This window comes from Kitasatospora sp. NPDC002543 (assembly GCF_053594915.1).
In genome coordinates, this window is record NZ_JBSFWR010000002.1 from 89,407 (window position 1) to 106,112 (window position 16,706).

Here is a 16,706-nt window from a genome sequence, read left to right on the forward strand (position 1 = left end):
TGGGCAGAAGAGCCGACCGAGGAGGTGTGGCCGAGGGCGACGTCCCTGTGCGGCGGCACTCCCGCGGCACCGCGTCGGCCCGTACGCCGAAGCCCGTGATGAACCAGTCTGCGCACTCCGACCTGGACAAGTCCGTGGCCGCGACGCCGGCCGGCGGTGCCAACGAGGCCCCCGCCCTCGCGACCTTCACCGAGGGTCCCGACGCGCAGACCTGGACTCCGCCCACCTGGGAGGAGATCGTCGAGGCGCACAGCGCCCGGGTCTACCGCCTCGCCTACCGCCTGACGGGCAACCAGCACGACGCCGAGGACCTCACCCAGGAGGTCTTCGTCCGGGTGTTCCGCTCGCTGTCCACCTACACCCCCGGCACGTTCGAGGGCTGGCTGCACCGGATCACCACCAACCTCTTCCTGGACATGGTCCGCCGCCGCCAGCGCATCCGCTTCGACGCGCTCGGCGAGGACGCGGCCGAGCGGCTGGCCTCCCGCGAGCCCAGCCCGGCCCAGCACTTCAGCGACACCCACTTCGACGCCGACGTGCAGCACGCCCTGGACACCCTCGCGCCGGAGTTCCGCGCCGCCGTGGTGCTCTGTGACATCGAGGGCCTGTCCTACGAGGAGATCGCCGCCACGCTGGGCGTCAAGCTCGGCACCGTCCGCAGCCGCATCCACCGCGGCCGCTCGCACCTGCGCGCCGCGCTCAAGCACCGCGCCCCCGGCTCGGCCCCCGGCCGTGAGCGCCGCGGCGGCTCGGAGGAGCCGGTGCCGGTCGGCGTCGGCGCGGTCGAGGCCGCGGTCGCGCCCGGTGGGCGCGGACGGAGGCGATCGTGAGCGGAACCAGCCGGTCCGGCTCGGACCGGTCGGACGCGTCCGACCGGTCTCCGAGCCGACGGGGCTGGGCCCTGCCGGGCCGTCGCGGAGGCGACGAACCCGGTGAGCCCGTGCTGCCCGCGGTGTCCCTGCCCGCGGACACGGCGCTGCGCGCGCTGCCCGTCCGCCCCGCCGCACCCACCGAGGACCACCACCTCGGCGAGCGCCTCTCCGCCTTCCTGGACGGCGAGCTCGGCCACGACTCGCGCGACCGGGTCCAGGCCCACCTGGCGACCTGCCCCCAGTGCCTCGCCGAGGCCGACGAGGGCCGCGCTGTCAAGCACATGCTGACCCGCACCGGCACGCCCGGCCCGTCCTCCGCGCTGATGGCCCGCCTGATGGCCGTCGGCAACCTCCCCGAGGACGCCCCGGCGGACGGCGACTGGCCGGCCGGGCGCGGGCGCCGCGATGACGACGACGACCTGCCCGGCGGCGGGGTCGCCGCCACCGGCACGCTCGGCGGCAGCCGGCTCGACGGCGGCTCCTTCGGCCGCGGTGCCGGGGCCTCCTTCGGCGCCGGCGCGCTCGGCGCCGACACCCCGCTGCCCGGGGTCGACCCGCGCGCCTTCGGGCGCGGCGCGGTGCTGCGGCCGCTGATGGGCCGGCGCTCCGCCCGCCCCGAGCCCTCCGCCGCCCCGGCCCGTCCGCAGGCCTCCGCGGCCGTCGTCCGCTCCTCCGCGCGGGGGCGCCGGCTGGTCTTCGCCGCCGCGGGCGCCTTCTCCGTCGCCGCGGTGACGCTCGGCGGCGTCGGCGGGCTCAGCGCGCAGGGCGAGCAGAACCACGGCACCACCGTCAGCCCGCCCGGCACGGGCAGCGGGCGCGGCGGCGGACTCGTCCCGATGAACGCGCAGGTCCCGGTGGACTTCCCCGGCCGCCCGGTCGCCGCGACCCGCGAGGCGACCCCGCAGGGCTCCCCGGAGCGCAACCCCGGGGGCGTCGCGGCGCTGCGCCAGCAGACCCGCTAGAGCGGCCCTCGAAGAACACCGCCGTTCCGCTCCGGACGGCCTCGGCCACCGGCAGGTCTTTACCACGGCTTCATCCCAGCGTGGACCAGGGACTCGCCGGTGGCCATTACCCTGTAGGAACCGTCGTCCGACGAGCTAGGGAGCAAAGGTGTTCAGCGACGTAGGTGGGCTGGAGCTCCTCACGCTCGTGGTGATGGCGATCATCATCTTCGGCCCGGACAAGCTGCCGAAGCTGATCCAGGACACCATGGGCTTCATCCGGAAGGTCCGCTCCTTCGCCGACACCGCGAAGGAGGACATCCGCAGCGAGCTGGGCCCCGACTTCCAGGACTTCGAGTTCGAGGACCTGAACCCCAAGACCTTCGTGCGCAAGCAGCTCATGGGCGGCCAGGAGGACCCGCTGGGCCTCAAGGAGATGAAGGACTCGCTGGACATCCGCTCCGTCCTGGACGACAAGCCCGCGGCGCCCGTCAACGGCCGCAGCGGCAGCGTCAGCTTCGAGAAGTCGGCGCCGGCCCCGGCCTCCGCCGGTGCCCCGCTGGCACCCGGCGAGCGGCCCCCGTTCGACCCCGACGCCACCTGATCCGCGCCCCGTACGCCACCTGATCCGCGCCCCGTACGGCGCCCCGGCTCCGCGCCACCGCCCCGCCCGGCCACCCGGCTGAGCGGGGCGGCGGCGTGTGCGCCGCTATTGTGCTGATTGTTCTCGCTGAGCCGTCCGTCACACCGCGCCCCGTCGCGGACCAGGAACGGCCCCGGGGAGCGCCGAGGTACGCCACCATGGGAGCGCGCCACGGCAGGCAAACGTGTGTTTGAGGAGGCCCGGGGATGGACGCGACGAGTCAGGCGGGAGGGGCGACGGCCACGGCCGGAGCCCCGGTGGTCGGCGGGCAGGCCGGCCCGGCGGATCCGCTGGTGCCCTACCTGTCCGCCGACTTCCCCTGGTACGGGCTGGACGAGGGCTGGACCGGCCGCCGCTTCCTGGTGCAGGCCGGCGCCGGCCCCCGCACCGCGGGCAGCGTGGACTACGGCTCGCTCGGCCACGGCGAGGAGCCGGCCAAGCAGTACGAGCCGCGCGACGTACGGAAGTTCGCCGTCGTGGTCACCGTGGCCCGCCGGGACAGCCGCCGCAGCGCCGACAACACCGGCACCCTGGAGGCGACCTCCGCCTCCTCCGCCGCGTGGCTGGCCGGCTCCGGCCTGCTCGCCGCGACCTGGCCCGGGCAGCTGGACCGGGCGCTGCGCCAGGACTGGATGGACCAGCAGAGCAGCCTGGCCTGGGACCTCGCCGACGATCTGGCCGGCCCCGGCTGGTCCACCCTCAGCCTGCCGGTCAACGGCCTGCCGCAGCCCTTCCGCTACCGCGAGTCCGAGTACGGCTGGGTGCTGGCCGGCGAGGCCCCCGGGGTCCTGCTCGGCGCCTACGGGCGCGGGGTCAGCGCCTACGGCATCGGCTTCTCCACCGTCCCGGACCTGGCCGCCTACACCCGGCCGTAGGACGGCCCGGAGAGACGGCCCGGGCAACGTTCTTCCCAGGCCGTCTCCGGGCCGTCCGCGGGTCCTGCGAGGCCGACCGGCGCCGGCGGTGTGCCCGCCGGTCAGCGGGTCGAGGGGGAGTCCGCCCGCGGACCGGCGGGTCGCCGGATCAGAACTTGTTCTTGGGCGTCAGACCCAGCGACATCCCGGACAGTCCGCGCTGGCGGCCGCCGAGCTTGCCGGCCACCGCGCGCAGGGCGGCGCCGGCCGGGGAGTCGGGCGCGGCGAGCACGACCGGGCGGCCGTCGTCGCCGCCCTCGCGCAGCCGCACGTCGATCGGGATCGAGCCGAGCACCGGGACGGTCGCCCCGACGGTGCGGGTGAGCGCGTCCGCGACGGTCTGGCCGCCGCCGGTGCCGAAGACGTCGATCATCTCGTCGCAGTGCGGGCACGGCATGCCGGACATGTTCTCGATCACGCCGACGATCTTCTGGTGGGTCTGCACCGCGATGGTGCCGGCCCGCTCGGCCACCTCGGCGGCGGCCATCTGCGGGGTGGTGACGATCAGGATCTCCGCGTTGGGGACCAGCTGGGCCACCGAGATCGCGATGTCGCCGGTGCCGGGCGGCAGGTCCAGCAGCAGCACGTCCAGGTCGCCCCAGTAGACGTCGGCGAGGAACTGCTGGAGCGCGCGGTGCAGCATCGGGCCGCGCCAGACCACCGGGGCGTTGCCCGGGGTGAACATGCCGATCGAGATGACCTTCACGCCGTTCGCCTGCGGCGGCATGATCATGTCCTGGACCTGGGTCGGCCGGCCCTCGACGCCGAGCATGCGCGGCACGCTGTGGCCGTAGATGTCGGCGTCCACCACGGCGACCTTCAGCCCGTCGGCGGCCATCGCGGCCGCCAGGTTGACGGTCACCGAGGACTTGCCGACACCGCCCTTGCCGGACGCGACGGCGTAGACCCGGGTCAGCGTGCCTGGCTTGGCGAACGGGATCTCCCGCTCGGGGGCGCCGCCGCGCAGCAGCTGGGACAGCTCCTTGCGCTGCTCGTCGCTCATCACGTCGAGCTCGACCTCGACGCCGGTCACACCGGGGACCTTCCCGACCGCCTCGCGCACCCGGGTGACGATGGTGTCGCGCATCGGGCAGCCGGAGACCGTCAGGTAGACCGCGACGCGCACCGCGCCGCCCTCGGCGATCTCGACGGATTTCACCATGCCGATCTCGGTGATCGGACGGTTGATCTCCGGGTCGTTGACGGTCGCCAGCGCCTGGCGTACGGACTCCTCCGTGACGCCGGCCGCGACCTCTGTCTCGTTGGCCATGCCTTGATGGTACGGCGCTCGGCGGGGTCCTTAACCGGTCGGTAGCGTGCCGCGGGTCACAGCGGTTCGGGGGTGTCCCGGCGCTCGTCGATCTCCTTGAGCAGGGACTGGAGTTCGGATCGGATGAAGTCCCGGGTGGCGACCTCGCCGAGCCCGTGCCGCAGGGCCGCGACCTCGCGGGTCAGGTACTCGGTGTCGGCGATGTTGCGGTCGCTGCGGGCCCGGTCCTGCTCCATGTTGACCCGGTCCCGGTTGTCCTGGCGGTTCTGCGCCAGCAGGATCAGCGGGGCCGCGTACGAGGCCTGCAGGGACAGCGCCAGGGTCAGGAAGATGAACGGGTACTCGTCGAAGCGCACGCTCGTCGGCAGCAGGGTGTTCCACGCTATCCAGACGACGACCACGACCGTCATCCAGACGATGAACCGACCGGTGCCGAGGAAGCGGGCGATCCGCTCGGACAGGACGCCGAAGGCCTCCGGGTCGTAGGAGGGCAGCGAGAGCAGACCGGGGCGCGCGGTGCGCGGCTGGTCGAGCCGGGTGCGGCCGGTGCCGGTGATCGGCGCGGTCTCCGCGCGCCGGTCCCGGGCGCCCTCGCGGGTGCGCAGCTCGCGCAGCTGCCGCAGCCGGCGCAGTTCGCCCTGGAGGCGCCGGCGTGCGGAGTCGTCCGGCCGTCCGTTGCGGTCACCGTCCACCGGTCACTCCCTCCCTCTCGTCCTGGTGGACGTCGTCCGGGTGCGGCGCGGCGTCGCGCCAGTCCTCCGGCAGCAGGTGGTCGAGCACGTCGTCGACGGTCACCGCGCCGAGCAGGTGGTCCGCCTCGTCCACGACCGGGGCGGCGACCAGGTTGTAGGTCGCCAGGTAGCTGGTGATCAGCGACAGCGGGGTGTCCGGCGGCAGCGGGTCCAGGTCGTCGTCCACCAGCGAGCCGACCAGGACGTACGGGGGCTCGCGCAGCAGCCGCTGGAAGTGCACGGTGCCCAGGTAGCGGCCGGTCGGGGTCTCGTTCGGCGGGCGGCAGACGAAGACCTGCGCGGCCAGCGCGGGCTTGTGGTCGCTGACCCGGACCCGGGCCAGCGCCTCGGCGACCGTCGCGTCCGGCTCCAGCACGATCGGCTCGGTGGTCATCAGACCGCCGGCGGTGTCCTCCTCGTACGTCAGCAGGCGGCGCACCGGCGCGGCCTCGTCCGGCTCCATCAGCTGGAGCAGCCGCTCGGCCTCGTCGCCGGGCAGCTCGGAGAGCAGGTCGGCGGCGTCGTCCGGGTCCATCGCCTCCAGGACGTCGGCGGCGCGCTCCTCCTGGAGCTTGCCGATGATCTCGACCTGGTCGTCCTCGGGCAGCTCCTCCAGGACGTCGGCCAGCCGCTCGTCGTCCAGGGCGGCGGCCACCTCGGCCCGGCGCTTGGCGGACAGGTGGTGCAGCACGCTGGCGAGGTCGGCGGGGCGCAGCTGCTCGAAGGTGGCGAGCAGGTTGGCCGCGCCCTGGTCCTGCTCGGGGAGCGAGAAGCCGGTGACGTCCTGCCAGTCGAGGGTGAGCCGCTCGCCCCGGCCCTTGCGCAGCCGGCCGGCCCGGCCGACCTGGACGAAGACCTTGCTGACCTCCCATTCGCGCAGCCGGGTCTGCACCATGCCGACGTCCAGCACGGTGACCTCCTCACCGGTCTTGGACCAGGTGACGGTGCGGTCCAGCAGCTCGGCGAGCACCAGGGTCTCGGACGGGCGCTGCTCGAAGCGGCGCAGGTTGATCACGCCGGTGGTGAGCACCTGGCCGGACTCCAGGCTGGTCACCCGGGTCATCGGCAGGAAGATCCGGCGCCGGCCGACCACCTCGACCACCAGGCCGAGCACGCGCGGCGGGCGGCCGCCGAGCCGCAGCGACACGACCACGTCCCGGACCCGCCCGACCTGGTCGCCGTTCGGGTCGAAGACCGCGATGGCGGACAGATGGGAGATGAAGACCCGGGTACCTGGCCCTGCCATGGACTCCCTCGACTCGCTCGACGCCGTACCGGATGCGCCGGGGGCGCACTCGCGGCCAAGGCTACCCGCGTGTTCCGGGCCCGGCCGGGAGGCACGGTAGCGGCCGGACGAGTCCTGGGCATGAACCTTTAACGGCGCTTGAACAGCAGTTTGGGCAGGCCGGCCGGGATCGGCAGCCGGGTGGTGGCCGGGGTGGGCATCGGCTGCGCGGCGTGCGAGCCGTCCGGCATCGCCCCGGGGTGCTCGGTGAGCGGGCCGGCCGGCTCCAGCCGCAGCACCCGGCACTCGCGGGCCCAGCGGACGGTGATGGCGTCGGTGTCGGGCGCGTTCAGCCGCTTGCCCTTGAGTTCCTCGACGGCGCCCAGCCAGGCCTCGCCGTCCGGGGCGAGTTCGACCACCCGGGCGTTCCAGCCGGTCAGCCGGCCGCCCTTGTCCTTGCTGCGGACGGTGACCACGGCCCCGGTGCCGGGCTCCAGGCCGTGCAGCGGCTGCTCGGCGCCTCCGCCGACCACGACGACCGCGCCGTCGTGCCAGGCGTGCCACAGCGGCCGGGCGTGCTCCTGCCCGTCCGCGCGCACCCAGAGCAGACCGGACTTCTTCGCGGCCTCCTCCAGCAGGGCCTGGTCGAGGAAGTCGTCGGCGGTCGCGGCGGCGGGCGTACGGTCCATGGCCGACAGCGTACGGCTTCCGCCGCCGGCCGGGTGTCTCAGCTTCCGGGCGACAGTTCCATTGCGCCGCCACGGGCCTTACCGTATGACCGCCCCCGTACGGCCACGCCCGTACGACCGCCCCGCCCCCGCGACCAGCAAGGAGCGCCGTGCCCGCCGCCCGGCCCGCGACCGCCCCCTCCGGCGCCCCCGCGACCGCCCCCTCCGCGACCGCCGGCCCCGGCCCGGCGCACCCGCTCCCCACCCTCGACCTGCTGCTGCTCGCCGTCTCGATCGGCGGCATCTCGCTGTCCGGCCCGCTGATCAGCGCCACCGCCGCGCCCGCGCTGGCGATCGCCCTCTGGCGCAACGTCATGTCGGTCGGCGTCCTCGGCCCGTACGCGCTGCTGCGCCACCGCGCCGAGCTGCGCGGGATCGGCCGGCGGGCGCTGCTGCTCGCGGTGGCCGCCGGGACGCTGCTCGCCGTGCACTTCGCGCTCTGGATGCCCAGCCTGCGGATGACCTCGGTGGCCTCGGCCACCGCGCTGGTCACCACCACCCCGCTGTGGACCATCCTGCTGATGCGGCTGATGGGCGTCCGGGCGCCGCGGACGGTCTGGCTCGGCACGGTCGTCGCCTTCGCCGGCGTGCTGGTGCTCACCGGCGTGGACCTCTCACTCTCCCCGCGCGCGCTGCTCGGCGACGCGCTCGCGCTCGCCGCCGGACTGGCCGCGGCCGGGTACATGCTGCTGGGCGCCGAGGTCCGCAGGACCGTCAGCACCACCGCGTACACCCTGGTCTGCTACGCCACCACGGCGGTGGTGCTGCTGGGGATCTGCCTGGCCGCCGGAACGCCGCTGGCCGGGTGGCCGGCCGGGGTGTGGTGGCAGATCGTGCTGCTGATGGTCGCCGCCCAGCTGCTCGGCCACTCGCTGAGCAACCGGGTGGTGCGCAGCCTCGGGCCGTCGATCACCTCCACCGCGATCCTGCTGGAGACCCCGGGCGCGGCGCTGATCGCCGCCCTCTGGCTGGGCCAGTGGCCGCCGGCGGCCGCCTACCCGGCGGTGGTGCTGATCCTGCTCGGCCTGGTCCTGGTCGCCCGCGGCGGACGGCGCTGAGCGCGGGCGGCCGTCAGAGCCAGCCGTTGCGGCGGAAGCCCCGGTACATCCCGAAGCAGATCAGCACGATCGCGCCGAGCACCGTCGGATAGCCGTACTTGTGGTGCAGCTCCGGCATGTATTCGAAGTTCATGCCGTAGACGCCGGTGATCATGGTGGGCACCGCGAAGATCGCCGCCCAGGCGGTGATCTTGCGCATGTCCTCGTTCTGCGCCACCGAGACCTGCGCCAGGTTCGCCTGCAGCAGCGAGTTCAGCAGCTCGTCGAAGCCGTGCACCTGCTCGGCGACCCGGGCCAGGTGGTCGGCGACGTCCCGGAAGTACTTCTGGATGTCCGGGTCGACCAGCCGCTGGAGCGGCTCGGACAGCTGCTGCATCGGACGCAGCAGCGGCACCACGGCACGCTTGAACTCCAGGACCTCGCGCTTGAGTTGGTAGACCCGTCCGACGTCGGCGCTGCGCCCGCCCTTGGCCGAGAAGACGCCGTACTCGATCTCGTCCACGTCGTTCTGGAGCCGCTCGGCGACCAGCAGGTAGTTGTCCACCACGTGGTCGGCGATCGCGTGCAGCACCGCCGCCGGGCCCTTGGCGAGCAGCCCCGCCTCGTCCGCGTCGGCCTCCAGCCGGTGGCGCAGCTCCTGCAGCGAGCCGTGGCCGCCGTGCCGGACGGTGATCACGAAGTCCCGGCCGGCGAAGACCATCAGCTCGCCCGTCTCCACCACCTCGCTGGTGGGCGTGAGCTGGTCGTGCTCGACGTAGCGGATGGTCTTGAAGACGGCGAACAGCACGTCGTCGTAGCGCTCGACCTTGGGCCGCTGGTGCGCGTGCACCGCGTCCTCGACCGCGAGCGGGTGCAGGCCGAAGCGCTGGGCGATCCCCTCGAACTCGGCCTCGGTCGGCTCGTGCAGCCCGATCCAGCTGAACGAGCCCTCGCCCTCGGGGAGTTGGTGGGCGGCCTTGACCCGGCGGGCGGCCTCGCGCGGGCTGCACGTCTCGCCCCTGCGCTTGCCGTGCTGGTAGACCGCGCAGTCCACGACCGCCGAACCGGCGTCCTCGGGCAGGGCGTCGTAGACACCGGCCGCACCGCGGCGGCGGTTGGTGCGGACGGCGGCGCGCAGGCTGTTGATCATCGACATGGCAGGCTCCCAGAGGCAGGAACCGTCGCGCGGCGGCACGGAGGAAGAACGTTCGGCCGCGGTACGACGGCGGAGAACACCGGTGAAACGGGGGATGAAAGTGCTCTCCCGGCCGGTCCGTCCGCCGTGGGGCCTGCGCCCGGGGCTACCGCGGCTGATTCAGCCGGTTGGGCCTGCGGGGCGCGGGGTACGGGGAAGTCGGGGCCGGGCAGAGCTGCCGGTACTGCATGGTCGGCCGGTATCCACCGCAACCACCTCCTTCGCGCCGCCGCCCCGGGACGAAACGATCCCGGTGGCCAGTCGCTCACCCTAACATCTGACCGGGCGTCGAGCCCGAGGGGTTCCCGGAGGTTTCCGAAGGCTTTACGGGATCCTTGTACGGCCCCTACCCGGGGCCTGCTCGGCCCGCCCGCACGCGGCCCGCGAACCCCGGGGGGTTACGCTCACCGGCATGGCGCACGACTTCCCGCTCTTCGGCGACCCCCACGGCGGCAGCTCCCCGGAGCTCTCCCGGGAGGCGGTGCTGGCCGCCGTCGAGGCCCGGCTGATCTCCACCTTCGGCGAGCCGAGCGGCCGCGCCGCGGTCACCTTCCTCGGTGCCGACCGGATCGAGGTGCTGCGCTTCGGCCCGGACGCCGAGGGCCTGGTGCGGTACGCGACGCTCGGCATGTCCGCCGCGCCGATGGCCGACCCGACCGCGCCGGTCGCCGACCAACTGCGCGGCCCACGCGTCGAACTGGTGCTGACCGTCCGGGGCGGGCACGACAGCGTGCTGCGCACCCTGGCCACCTTCGCCGCCACCCCGCAGGTCGAGGGCCTGGTGCTGGCCCCGGGCGGCTCGCTGGACCTCGGCTCCCCGCTATGGGACGGCGCCCCCTTCACCTCGGTGCTCGCGGCCGAACCGGGCGGCCTGGTCGAGGACCTGGAACTGGCCGACCCGGCCGACCCGGTCCGCTTCCTGCCGCTGCTGCCGATGACGCCCAACGAGGCGGGCTGGAAGCGGGTGCACGGCGCGGCCGCGCTCCAGGAGCGCTGGCTCGACCAGGGCGCCGACCTGCGCGACCCGGACCGGCGCGGCGTCCGGCTGGACTGAACCGGCGCCCGGTCGGGCGGGCCGGGTGCGCGGCTGCGTCGGCGTCGGGATCGGGACCAGGGGACGCTGAGTCCCCTGGTCCGCGGTTCGCTGGTTCGCGGTCCGCGTCCGCTCAGCGCTCGATCGGCCGCGCGCCGGTGGCCTGCGCGAGCAGCGCCCCGTACACCTCCGGGTCGGTGGTGTGCTCGCCGAGCCGCACCGTCTTGCGGCTGCCGTGGTAGTCGCTGGAGCCGGTGACCAGCAGGCCGAGCTCGCCGGCCAGGCCGCGCAGCCGCACCCTGGTCTCCTCGTCGTGGTCGGTGTGGTCGACCTCCAGCCCGGCCAGCCCGGCCGCCGCGAGGTCGGCGATCACCTGGTCGGAGACCGTCCGGCCGCGCTTGACGGCGCCCGGGTGGGCGAACACCGGCACCCCGCCGGCCGCCCGCACCAGCCGCACCGCCACGACCGGGTCGGTCTCGTGCTTGCGGACGTCCGCCCGCCCGCCGTTGGCCAGCCAGTCGGCGGTGAAGGCGTCCGAGACGGTGGCCACCACGCCCGCCTCGACCAGCGCGCTGGCGATGTGCGGCCGGCCGACCGAGCCGGCCCCGGCGATCCGCCGCACCTGCTCCCAGCTGATGTCCGCGCCGAGCTCCCGGCAACGTTCCACGATCGCCCGCCCGCGCCGGAACCGGTCGGTGCGCACCAGGTCCCGCTCGCGGGCGAACTCCGGCTCCTCGGGGTCGAACAGGTACGCCAGCAGGTGCATGCTGATGCCGTCCACGGCGCAGGACAGCTCGGCGCCGGGCACGACGGTCAGCCGGGTGCCCGCGGGCAGGGCGCGCACCGCCCCGGCGGCCTCGGCGTGGCCGGCCACGGTGTCGTGGTCGGTCAGCGCCACCACGTCGAGGCCCGCGGCGGCGGCCGCCGCGACCAGCTCGGCCGGGCTGTCGGTGCCGTCGGAGGCGTTGCTGTGGGCGTGCAGGTCGATGCGCACGGATCTGGCTCCCGGGTGCTCGTGGGTGCGGCCCAGGATAGGCCGGCGGTCAGCCGAGCAGCCGGGGGGAGAGCGCCCCGCAGGGGAGCAGATCCAGTTCGGCGCCGGCCTCGCGCAGGTCGGTGAGCACCAGTTCGTCGTACATGACCAGGGCGGACTGCTCGGGCCAGGCGACGGCCCAGAGCCAGAGCCCGCGGGCCTCGCCGACGAACACCGCGCGGTCGGCCGGGGCGTCCGGGACGTGGAACATCGGGGTGGGCCGACCGGCGGCCATCAGCTTGGCGTCGGCGGGCTTGTAGAGGCCGACGGAGTCGCCCGGGTCGGGGCCGGGCAGTCCGGCGTACCGGGCGCCGAGACCGACCCCCAGTTCCTCGGCGACGAGCACCAGCTCGCCGAAGCCGCCGAGCGGGGCCGGCCCCGAGCAGGCGACGGCGGTGGCCCGGGCGCCCGAGACGTCGTCGCCGACGTGGGCGATGCCGGTGTAGAGCCAGCCGACCGGCAGCGGCCAGGGCAGCCAGACCGGGACCTGGGAGCGGGCGACGGCGACGCCGAGGGCCTCCACGCTCGGCGGCAGTACGGGCTGCATCGGGTGCACGGCTCCGTGCCGGTCGCACTGCCAGGTGTCTGAGAACAGACCGGGGGCGCGGACCCGACCGGCGCACCTCGGGCAGCTTGGCTCGCCCCTCATAGCCGTCAACGCTCCTCCCTCCGGACCGCCGCGTCAAGGACGATCACCCGTACGGAGGGCTCGGCGGCACCTGTCGGTGGCGGGCGCCCGAACCGGCGCTGGGTGGGCGCGGCGCGGGCGGTTCCCGTTGGGGGATGTCCCGTCCCGGGCGGTGGCAAACGTCCGGGGACCCGACCCCGGAAACACTGACGCCCCGTCATCGGCGAATGCGGTGACGGGGCGTCAGTCGGGTATCGGAACGTCCGGATCGGACGCCCCCGGTTCGTCGGCGGCGGGTGCGGGCTCGTGCCCGGAGTCGCCGCGCCTGGTCAGACGGTCGGGCACGGACGGATGAGCAGGCGCTCGCCGGTGCGGGCGGCGGCGTCGACGACCTCGCGCACGGTGGCGGCGTCGGCGATCAGGCGGTCGGCGGCGGAGCCGTTGGCATCGTCGAGTCGGACGATCTCGAAGCGCATGGTCTTCGTCATGGGCGTCTCCTTTCCTGGCCCCGCGGGGCGGGGCGGTCGCGGCTGAGTCGGTATCAGCCCTTTCGGGGTCCTGCGGATCCGGCGGTGAGGCCGGACCGGGCGGGTCGTGGTCGCGGATGGGGCGGTCTGCTGCGGCAAGGGCCCCCCTTGCTTGCCTGGTGCGTCCAGTGCCTCGTGAGCCACGGTGACGTGGCGATGCTTCCGGGCCGTTGCCCGTCCGTGAAGTCCGGGTTTCGGGTGAGGGTGCCGAGCGGAAGGCCGGCGATGATTCCCGGACAGAATCAAAGATTACCGTAACTAACGACTTTTGTCCTGTGGTGAAGCTGATCGAAATTGGAGAAGTGGTACAGACCACTTTCGGCGGGCCGGGGGAACCGGGCCGGGGCGACGCGCGTCCGTGCGGTCCGGTCTCAGGCCCAGAACGCGGTCAGCGCCTCGGCCGTGGCGGCCGGCCGCTCGGCGTTGGGGGAGTGGCCGGCGTCCGCCACCAGCACCCGGCGGGCGCCCAGACGCTCGGCCATCGCGGTCTGCTCCGGAACCGGCCAGGCGTAGTCCCGCACCCCGGACAGCACCAGCATCGGCAGCCCGGAGGCGGCGTCGGCCAGCTCCGCCACCCGGTCCGGCGCGGCCACCAGGTGACCGCCGGTGACGGACAGCGCCCGCGGCACGTTGGCCAGCCAGCGGCGGTGCAGGAACTCCGCGACGGCCGGCTCCAGGCTCGGCCGCGGTCTCCCGCTCTCCGCCTCCAGCTGCCGCATGACCTGCCAGATCTGCTCCAGGTCCATGCCCCGCAGGGCGTCCAGCAGCAGCCGGGTGCGGGCCGCCTCCGCCGGGTCGATCGCGCCCGGGCCGGTGGACATCAGGGTCAGCGACCGCCAGGGCAGCGGGCCGCCCCCGGCGGCCGCGGCGAGCACCGCCTCGCGCACCACCTGGCCGCCGAAGGAGTGCCCCAGCAGGTGCAGGGGCGTGCCGTCGGCCGCCAGCGCCCCGGTGAGCGCCCGCACGTCCGCGCCGAGCGCCTCGACGCCGTACGCGGCCGGGTCGTCCGGGCCGCCGGTCTGGTACTGCCCGCGCTGGTCCACGGCCGTCACCCGGTACCCGGCGGCCGCCAGCGGCTCCAGCAGCCCGATGAAGTCCTCCTTGCTGCCGGTGAACCCCGGTACCAGCAGCGCCGAGCCGCGCACCGGCCCGGCCGGCTCCGCCCGCAGCGCCGCGAACTCCCCGCGCCCGGTCACCACCCGTTCGGCCCGGGCGCACCCGGGCAGGGTCAGAAACGGCGGCGTGCTCATGGGCGGCTCTCCCTGCTGTCCCACCGGTGACCTGCTGTCCTGCCGGCGACTCCCCGACGCCCCGACGCCCCGAGCTTAGGGCGTCCCGCCGATCGTTCCCGGGTGCGCGACGGCTCCCCCAGCCTCCGGCCGGGAGGTGCCCCGCCTCCGGCCTGCGGGCGCGCACCCCGCCGCCGCGCCCGCTCTCCGGGCGGACGACGGACCCAGGGGCCGGGAACGCCCGAGGGGGCGGGCCGGGCCGGGTGGCCTGGCACGCCCCCTCGGGGGAGACACGGAGGTGTCAGCTCTCCGGGGTGGTCTCCGCGGGCGCGGCGGCCTTGCGGGTGCGGGTGCGCTTGCGCGGAGCCGGGACCTCGGCGGCGGCCTCGGCGGCCGGGGCCTCCGGGGCGGTCTCGGCGACGGCCTTCGGCTTGCGGGCGCGGGTGGCCTTCTTGGCCGGGGCGGGGGCCTCGGCGGCGTCGGCGGCGGCCTCGGCGACCGGAGCCGCCTCGACGGCCTCGGCCTTCGGCTTGCGGGCGCGGGTGGCCTTCTTCGCCGGGGCCGGAGCCTCGGTGGCCTCGGTCACCGGAGCCTCCGCGGCGGCCTCGACGGCCTCCGCCTTCGGCTTCCGGGTCCGGGCGCGGGTGGCCTTCTTGGCCGGGGCGGGGGCCTCGGCGGCGTCGGCGACCGCCTCCGCGGCGACCGGAGCCTCCACGACGGCCTCGGCGACCGGGGCGGCGGCCTCGACGGCCTCCGCCTTCGGCTTCCGGGTCCGGGCGCGGGTGGCCTTCTTCACCGGGGCCGGAGCCTCGGTGGCCTCGGCGACCGCCTCCGCGGCGGCCTCGACGACCGCGACGGCCTCGGCCACGACGGCCTCGGCGGCCGGGGTCGCCTCGATCGCCGCGGCAGCCTCGGCCGCACCGGCACCGGCACCGCCGCGCGAGCGGCGACGGCGACGGCGGGGCGCGGCCTCGCCCTCGGTGCCCTCGACGGCCGGAGCCGCGGCGGCGGCCTCGGTCACGGCGGCCTCGCCCTCGGCGCCGATCGCGGCGCCGCGGCGGGTGCGGCGACGCTCACGGTTGCGGCGCGGCTTCTGCTCCTCGGCCTCGGCCGCGTTGGCACCGGCGCCGGCGCCCGGACGGCCGGAGCCGCCCTGGCCGCCCTGGCCGCCGCGCGCACCGCGACCGCCGCGGCCCGGGCGGGCACCGCGTCCACCGGTCTCGCCGAGGTCCTCGACCTCCTCCGCGTTGAGCCCGGCGCGAGTGCGCTCCGAGCGCGGCAGGATGCCCTTGGTGCCCGGCGCGATCTTCAGCAGCTCGTACAGGTGCGCCGAGGTGGAGTAGGTCTCCTCCGGGTCGTTGAACGGCAGGTCCAGCGCCTTGTTGATCAGCTGCCAGCGCGGGATGTCGTCCCAGTCGACCAGGGTGACGGCGGTGCCGGAGGCTCCGGCCCGGCCGGTGCGGCCGATCCGGTGGAGGTAGGTCTTCTCGTCCTCGGGGCACTGGTAGTTGATGACGTGGGTGACGCCCTCGACGTCGATGCCGCGGGCCGCCACGTCGGTGCAGACCAGCACGTCGACCTTGCCGTTGCGGAAGGCCCGCAGGGCCTGCTCGCGGGCGCCCTGGCCGAGGTCGCCGTGGACCGCGCCGGCCGCGAAGCCGCGCTGGGTCAGCTGGTCGGAGACGTCGGCGGCGGTGCGCTTGGTGCGGCAGAAGATCATCGCCAGCCCGCGGCCGTCGGCCTGCAGGATGCGCGAGACCATCTCGACCTTGTCGAGCGAGTGCGCACGGAAGATGTGCTGCTCGATGTTGGCGACGGTCGTGCCGGTGTCGTCCGGGGCGGTGGCCCGGATGTGGGTCGGCTGGCTCATGTACCGGCGGGCGAGGCTGATGACCTGGCCCGGCATGGTGGCCGAGAACAGCAGGGTCTGCCGCTTGGCCGGCAGCATGGTGATGATCTTCTCGACGTCGGGCAGGAAGCCCAGGTCGAGCATCTCGTCGGCCTCGTCCAGGACCAGCGAGCGGACCCTGGACAGGTTCAGCTTCTTCTGCCCGGCGAGGTCCAGCAGACGGCCCGGGGTGCCGACCACGATGTCGACGCCCTTGGTGAGCGCCTCCACCTGCGGCTCGTACGCCCGGCCGCCGTAGACGGCGAGGACGCGCACGTTGCGCACCTTGCCGGCGGTCTGGAGGTCGTTGGTGACCTGGGTGCACAGCTCGCGGGTCGGGACGACGATCAGCGCCTGCGGGAAGTCGGTGAGCTGCTCGTCGGTGGCCCGGCCGGCGTCCACGTCGGCGCGCACGACGACCCGCTCGATCAGCGGGAGGCCGAAGCCGAGGGTCTTGCCGGTGCCGGTCTTGGCCTGGCCGATGACGTCGTGGCCGGTCAGCGCGACCGGGAGGGTCATCTCCTGGATGGGGAAGGGGTGGACGATGCCGACGGACTCGAGGGCCTCGGCGGTCTCCGGGAGGATCCCCAGTTCCCGGAACGTCGTCTTGATGGGTTCAGCGGTGGTGGACAGGGTGCTGCCTCTTCCGTTTTCGGAGGGGCCGAGAGCGAGCGGCGGGCGGGCAGCCGCGCGGCTGCGTACGGGCCTGGCGGCCCTGATGACAGCTGCGCGGACGCACAACCGCGCCGGTCCCTGCGGCCGGCCGGTGCGCGCTGCCCTGGTACGGGGCGCGTCGCCGGCGGCGTCGGGGA

General features: G+C 74.9%; 16 protein-coding genes. 6 read left to right on the plus strand and 10 right to left on the minus strand.

The genetic code is table 11. The features are described 5' to 3' along the window. Positions 1-98 precede the first annotated feature (98 nt). The 4 genes from sigE to ACWD4P_RS01515 all read left to right on the plus strand — a co-directional run bounded on the left by sigE (position 99) and on the right by ACWD4P_RS01515 (position 3,331). The gene (sigE, locus tag ACWD4P_RS01500; RefSeq protein WP_449778249.1) at positions 99-830 is read left to right on the plus strand and encodes an RNA polymerase sigma factor SigE; all 732 of its coding nucleotides are present in this window, start codon (positions 99-101) and stop codon (positions 828-830) included. Between the two features lie 122 nt (positions 831-952). Continuing rightward, positions 953-1,834: a zf-HC2 domain-containing protein gene (locus ACWD4P_RS01505; protein WP_449778192.1), complete on the plus strand. Its 882-nt coding sequence runs from the start codon at positions 953-955 to the stop codon at positions 1,832-1,834. A 148-nt stretch (positions 1,835-1,982) separates the two neighbouring features. Continuing rightward, positions 1,983-2,417: a sec-independent translocase gene (locus ACWD4P_RS01510; RefSeq protein ID WP_359828650.1), complete on the plus strand. Its 435-nt coding sequence runs from the start codon at positions 1,983-1,985 to the stop codon at positions 2,415-2,417. Between the two features lie 245 nt (positions 2,418-2,662). Continuing rightward, complete coding sequence (locus ACWD4P_RS01515) at positions 2,663-3,331, plus strand: hypothetical protein (RefSeq protein WP_449778193.1); 669 nt, start codon at positions 2,663-2,665, stop codon at positions 3,329-3,331. 148 nt (positions 3,332-3,479) lie between these two features. Here the strand turns inward: ACWD4P_RS01515 and ACWD4P_RS01520 are convergent, their stop codons facing one another. From ACWD4P_RS01520 to ACWD4P_RS01535, 4 genes are all read right to left on the minus strand, one after another. Further along, entirely contained in the window at positions 3,480-4,640 is a 1,161-nt protein-coding gene (locus ACWD4P_RS01520; RefSeq protein WP_030061543.1) for an Mrp/NBP35 family ATP-binding protein, read from the minus strand. 56 nt (positions 4,641-4,696) lie between these two features. Continuing rightward, positions 4,697-5,245, minus strand: a complete 549-nt coding sequence (locus tag ACWD4P_RS01525) for a DUF1003 domain-containing protein (protein WP_449778250.1) — start codon at positions 5,243-5,245, stop codon at positions 4,697-4,699. A gap of 76 nt (positions 5,246-5,321) precedes the next feature. After that, complete coding sequence (locus ACWD4P_RS01530) at positions 5,322-6,617, minus strand: magnesium transporter MgtE N-terminal domain-containing protein (protein WP_359828652.1); 1,296 nt, start codon at positions 6,615-6,617, stop codon at positions 5,322-5,324. Between the two features lie 128 nt (positions 6,618-6,745). Continuing rightward, positions 6,746-7,285 carry a hypothetical protein gene (locus tag ACWD4P_RS01535; RefSeq protein WP_449778194.1) on the minus strand — a complete coding sequence of 180 codons (540 nt, stop codon included), beginning with the start codon at positions 7,283-7,285 and terminating at the stop codon, positions 6,746-6,748. 149 nt (positions 7,286-7,434) lie between these two features. Between ACWD4P_RS01535 and ACWD4P_RS01540 the strand changes: the two genes are divergently transcribed. Then, positions 7,435-8,382, plus strand: coding sequence for a DMT family transporter (locus ACWD4P_RS01540; protein ID WP_449778195.1), 948 nt, complete (start codon positions 7,435-7,437; stop codon positions 8,380-8,382). A 13-nt stretch (positions 8,383-8,395) separates the two neighbouring features. On the opposite strand, the gene corA is transcribed toward ACWD4P_RS01540, so the two are convergent. After that, on the minus strand, positions 8,396-9,517 hold the full coding sequence (gene corA / locus ACWD4P_RS01545; RefSeq protein WP_359828654.1) for a magnesium/cobalt transporter CorA: 1,122 nt from the start codon (positions 9,515-9,517) through the stop codon (positions 8,396-8,398). A gap of 451 nt (positions 9,518-9,968) precedes the next feature. On the opposite strand from corA, the gene ACWD4P_RS01550 reads away from it, so the two are divergent. Then, positions 9,969-10,610 carry a suppressor of fused domain protein gene (locus ACWD4P_RS01550; RefSeq protein ID WP_359828655.1) on the plus strand — a complete coding sequence of 214 codons (642 nt, stop codon included), beginning with the start codon at positions 9,969-9,971 and terminating at the stop codon, positions 10,608-10,610. 112 nt (positions 10,611-10,722) lie between these two features. Here the strand turns inward: ACWD4P_RS01550 and ACWD4P_RS01555 are convergent, their stop codons facing one another. From ACWD4P_RS01555 to ACWD4P_RS01575, 5 genes are all read right to left on the minus strand, one after another. Then, positions 10,723-11,583, minus strand: a complete 861-nt coding sequence (locus ACWD4P_RS01555) for a PHP domain-containing protein (RefSeq protein ID WP_359828656.1) — start codon at positions 11,581-11,583, stop codon at positions 10,723-10,725. 49 nt (positions 11,584-11,632) lie between these two features. Continuing rightward, entirely contained in the window at positions 11,633-12,271 is a 639-nt protein-coding gene (locus tag ACWD4P_RS01560; RefSeq protein WP_355257481.1) for a DUF6758 family protein, read from the minus strand. Between the two features lie 308 nt (positions 12,272-12,579). After that, on the minus strand, positions 12,580-12,738 hold the full coding sequence (locus tag ACWD4P_RS01565; RefSeq protein ID WP_359828661.1) for a hypothetical protein: 159 nt from the start codon (positions 12,736-12,738) through the stop codon (positions 12,580-12,582). Between the two features lie 410 nt (positions 12,739-13,148). Then, positions 13,149-14,027: an alpha/beta fold hydrolase gene (locus ACWD4P_RS01570; RefSeq protein WP_449778196.1), complete on the minus strand. Its 879-nt coding sequence runs from the start codon at positions 14,025-14,027 to the stop codon at positions 13,149-13,151. A gap of 280 nt (positions 14,028-14,307) precedes the next feature. Next, positions 14,308-16,413, minus strand: a complete 2,106-nt coding sequence (locus ACWD4P_RS01575) for a DEAD/DEAH box helicase (protein ID WP_449778197.1) — start codon at positions 16,411-16,413, stop codon at positions 14,308-14,310. Positions 16,414-16,706: the final 293 nt, after the last annotated feature.

What these genes read in the sequence shown, in the direction of transcription:
- sigE (WP_449778249.1), top strand. Translation starts at nt 99, where the DNA reads ATGAACCAGTCTGCGCACTCCGACCTGGACAAGTCCGTGGCCGCGACG.
- ACWD4P_RS01515 (WP_449778193.1), top strand. Translation starts at nt 2,663, where the DNA reads ATGGACGCGACGAGTCAGGCGGGAGGGGCGACGGCCACGGCCGGAGCC.
- ACWD4P_RS01520 (WP_030061543.1), bottom strand. Translation starts at nt 4,640, where the DNA reads ATGGCCAACGAGACAGAGGTCGCGGCCGGCGTCACGGAGGAGTCCGTA.
- ACWD4P_RS01530 (WP_359828652.1), bottom strand. Translation starts at nt 6,617, where the DNA reads ATGGCAGGGCCAGGTACCCGGGTCTTCATCTCCCATCTGTCCGCCATC.
- ACWD4P_RS01535 (WP_449778194.1), bottom strand. Translation starts at nt 7,285, where the DNA reads ATGGACCGTACGCCCGCCGCCGCGACCGCCGACGACTTCCTCGACCAG.
- corA (WP_359828654.1), bottom strand. Translation starts at nt 9,517, where the DNA reads ATGTCGATGATCAACAGCCTGCGCGCCGCCGTCCGCACCAACCGCCGC.
- ACWD4P_RS01550 (WP_359828655.1), top strand. Translation starts at nt 9,969, where the DNA reads ATGGCGCACGACTTCCCGCTCTTCGGCGACCCCCACGGCGGCAGCTCC.
- ACWD4P_RS01560 (WP_355257481.1), bottom strand. Translation starts at nt 12,271, where the DNA reads ATGAGGGGCGAGCCAAGCTGCCCGAGGTGCGCCGGTCGGGTCCGCGCC.
- ACWD4P_RS01565 (WP_359828661.1), bottom strand. Translation starts at nt 12,738, where the DNA reads ATGACGAAGACCATGCGCTTCGAGATCGTCCGACTCGACGATGCCAAC.
- ACWD4P_RS01570 (WP_449778196.1), bottom strand. Translation starts at nt 14,027, where the DNA reads ATGAGCACGCCGCCGTTTCTGACCCTGCCCGGGTGCGCCCGGGCCGAA.
- ACWD4P_RS01575 (WP_449778197.1), bottom strand. Translation starts at nt 16,413, where the DNA reads ATGACCCTCCCGGTCGCGCTGACCGGCCACGACGTCATCGGCCAGGCC.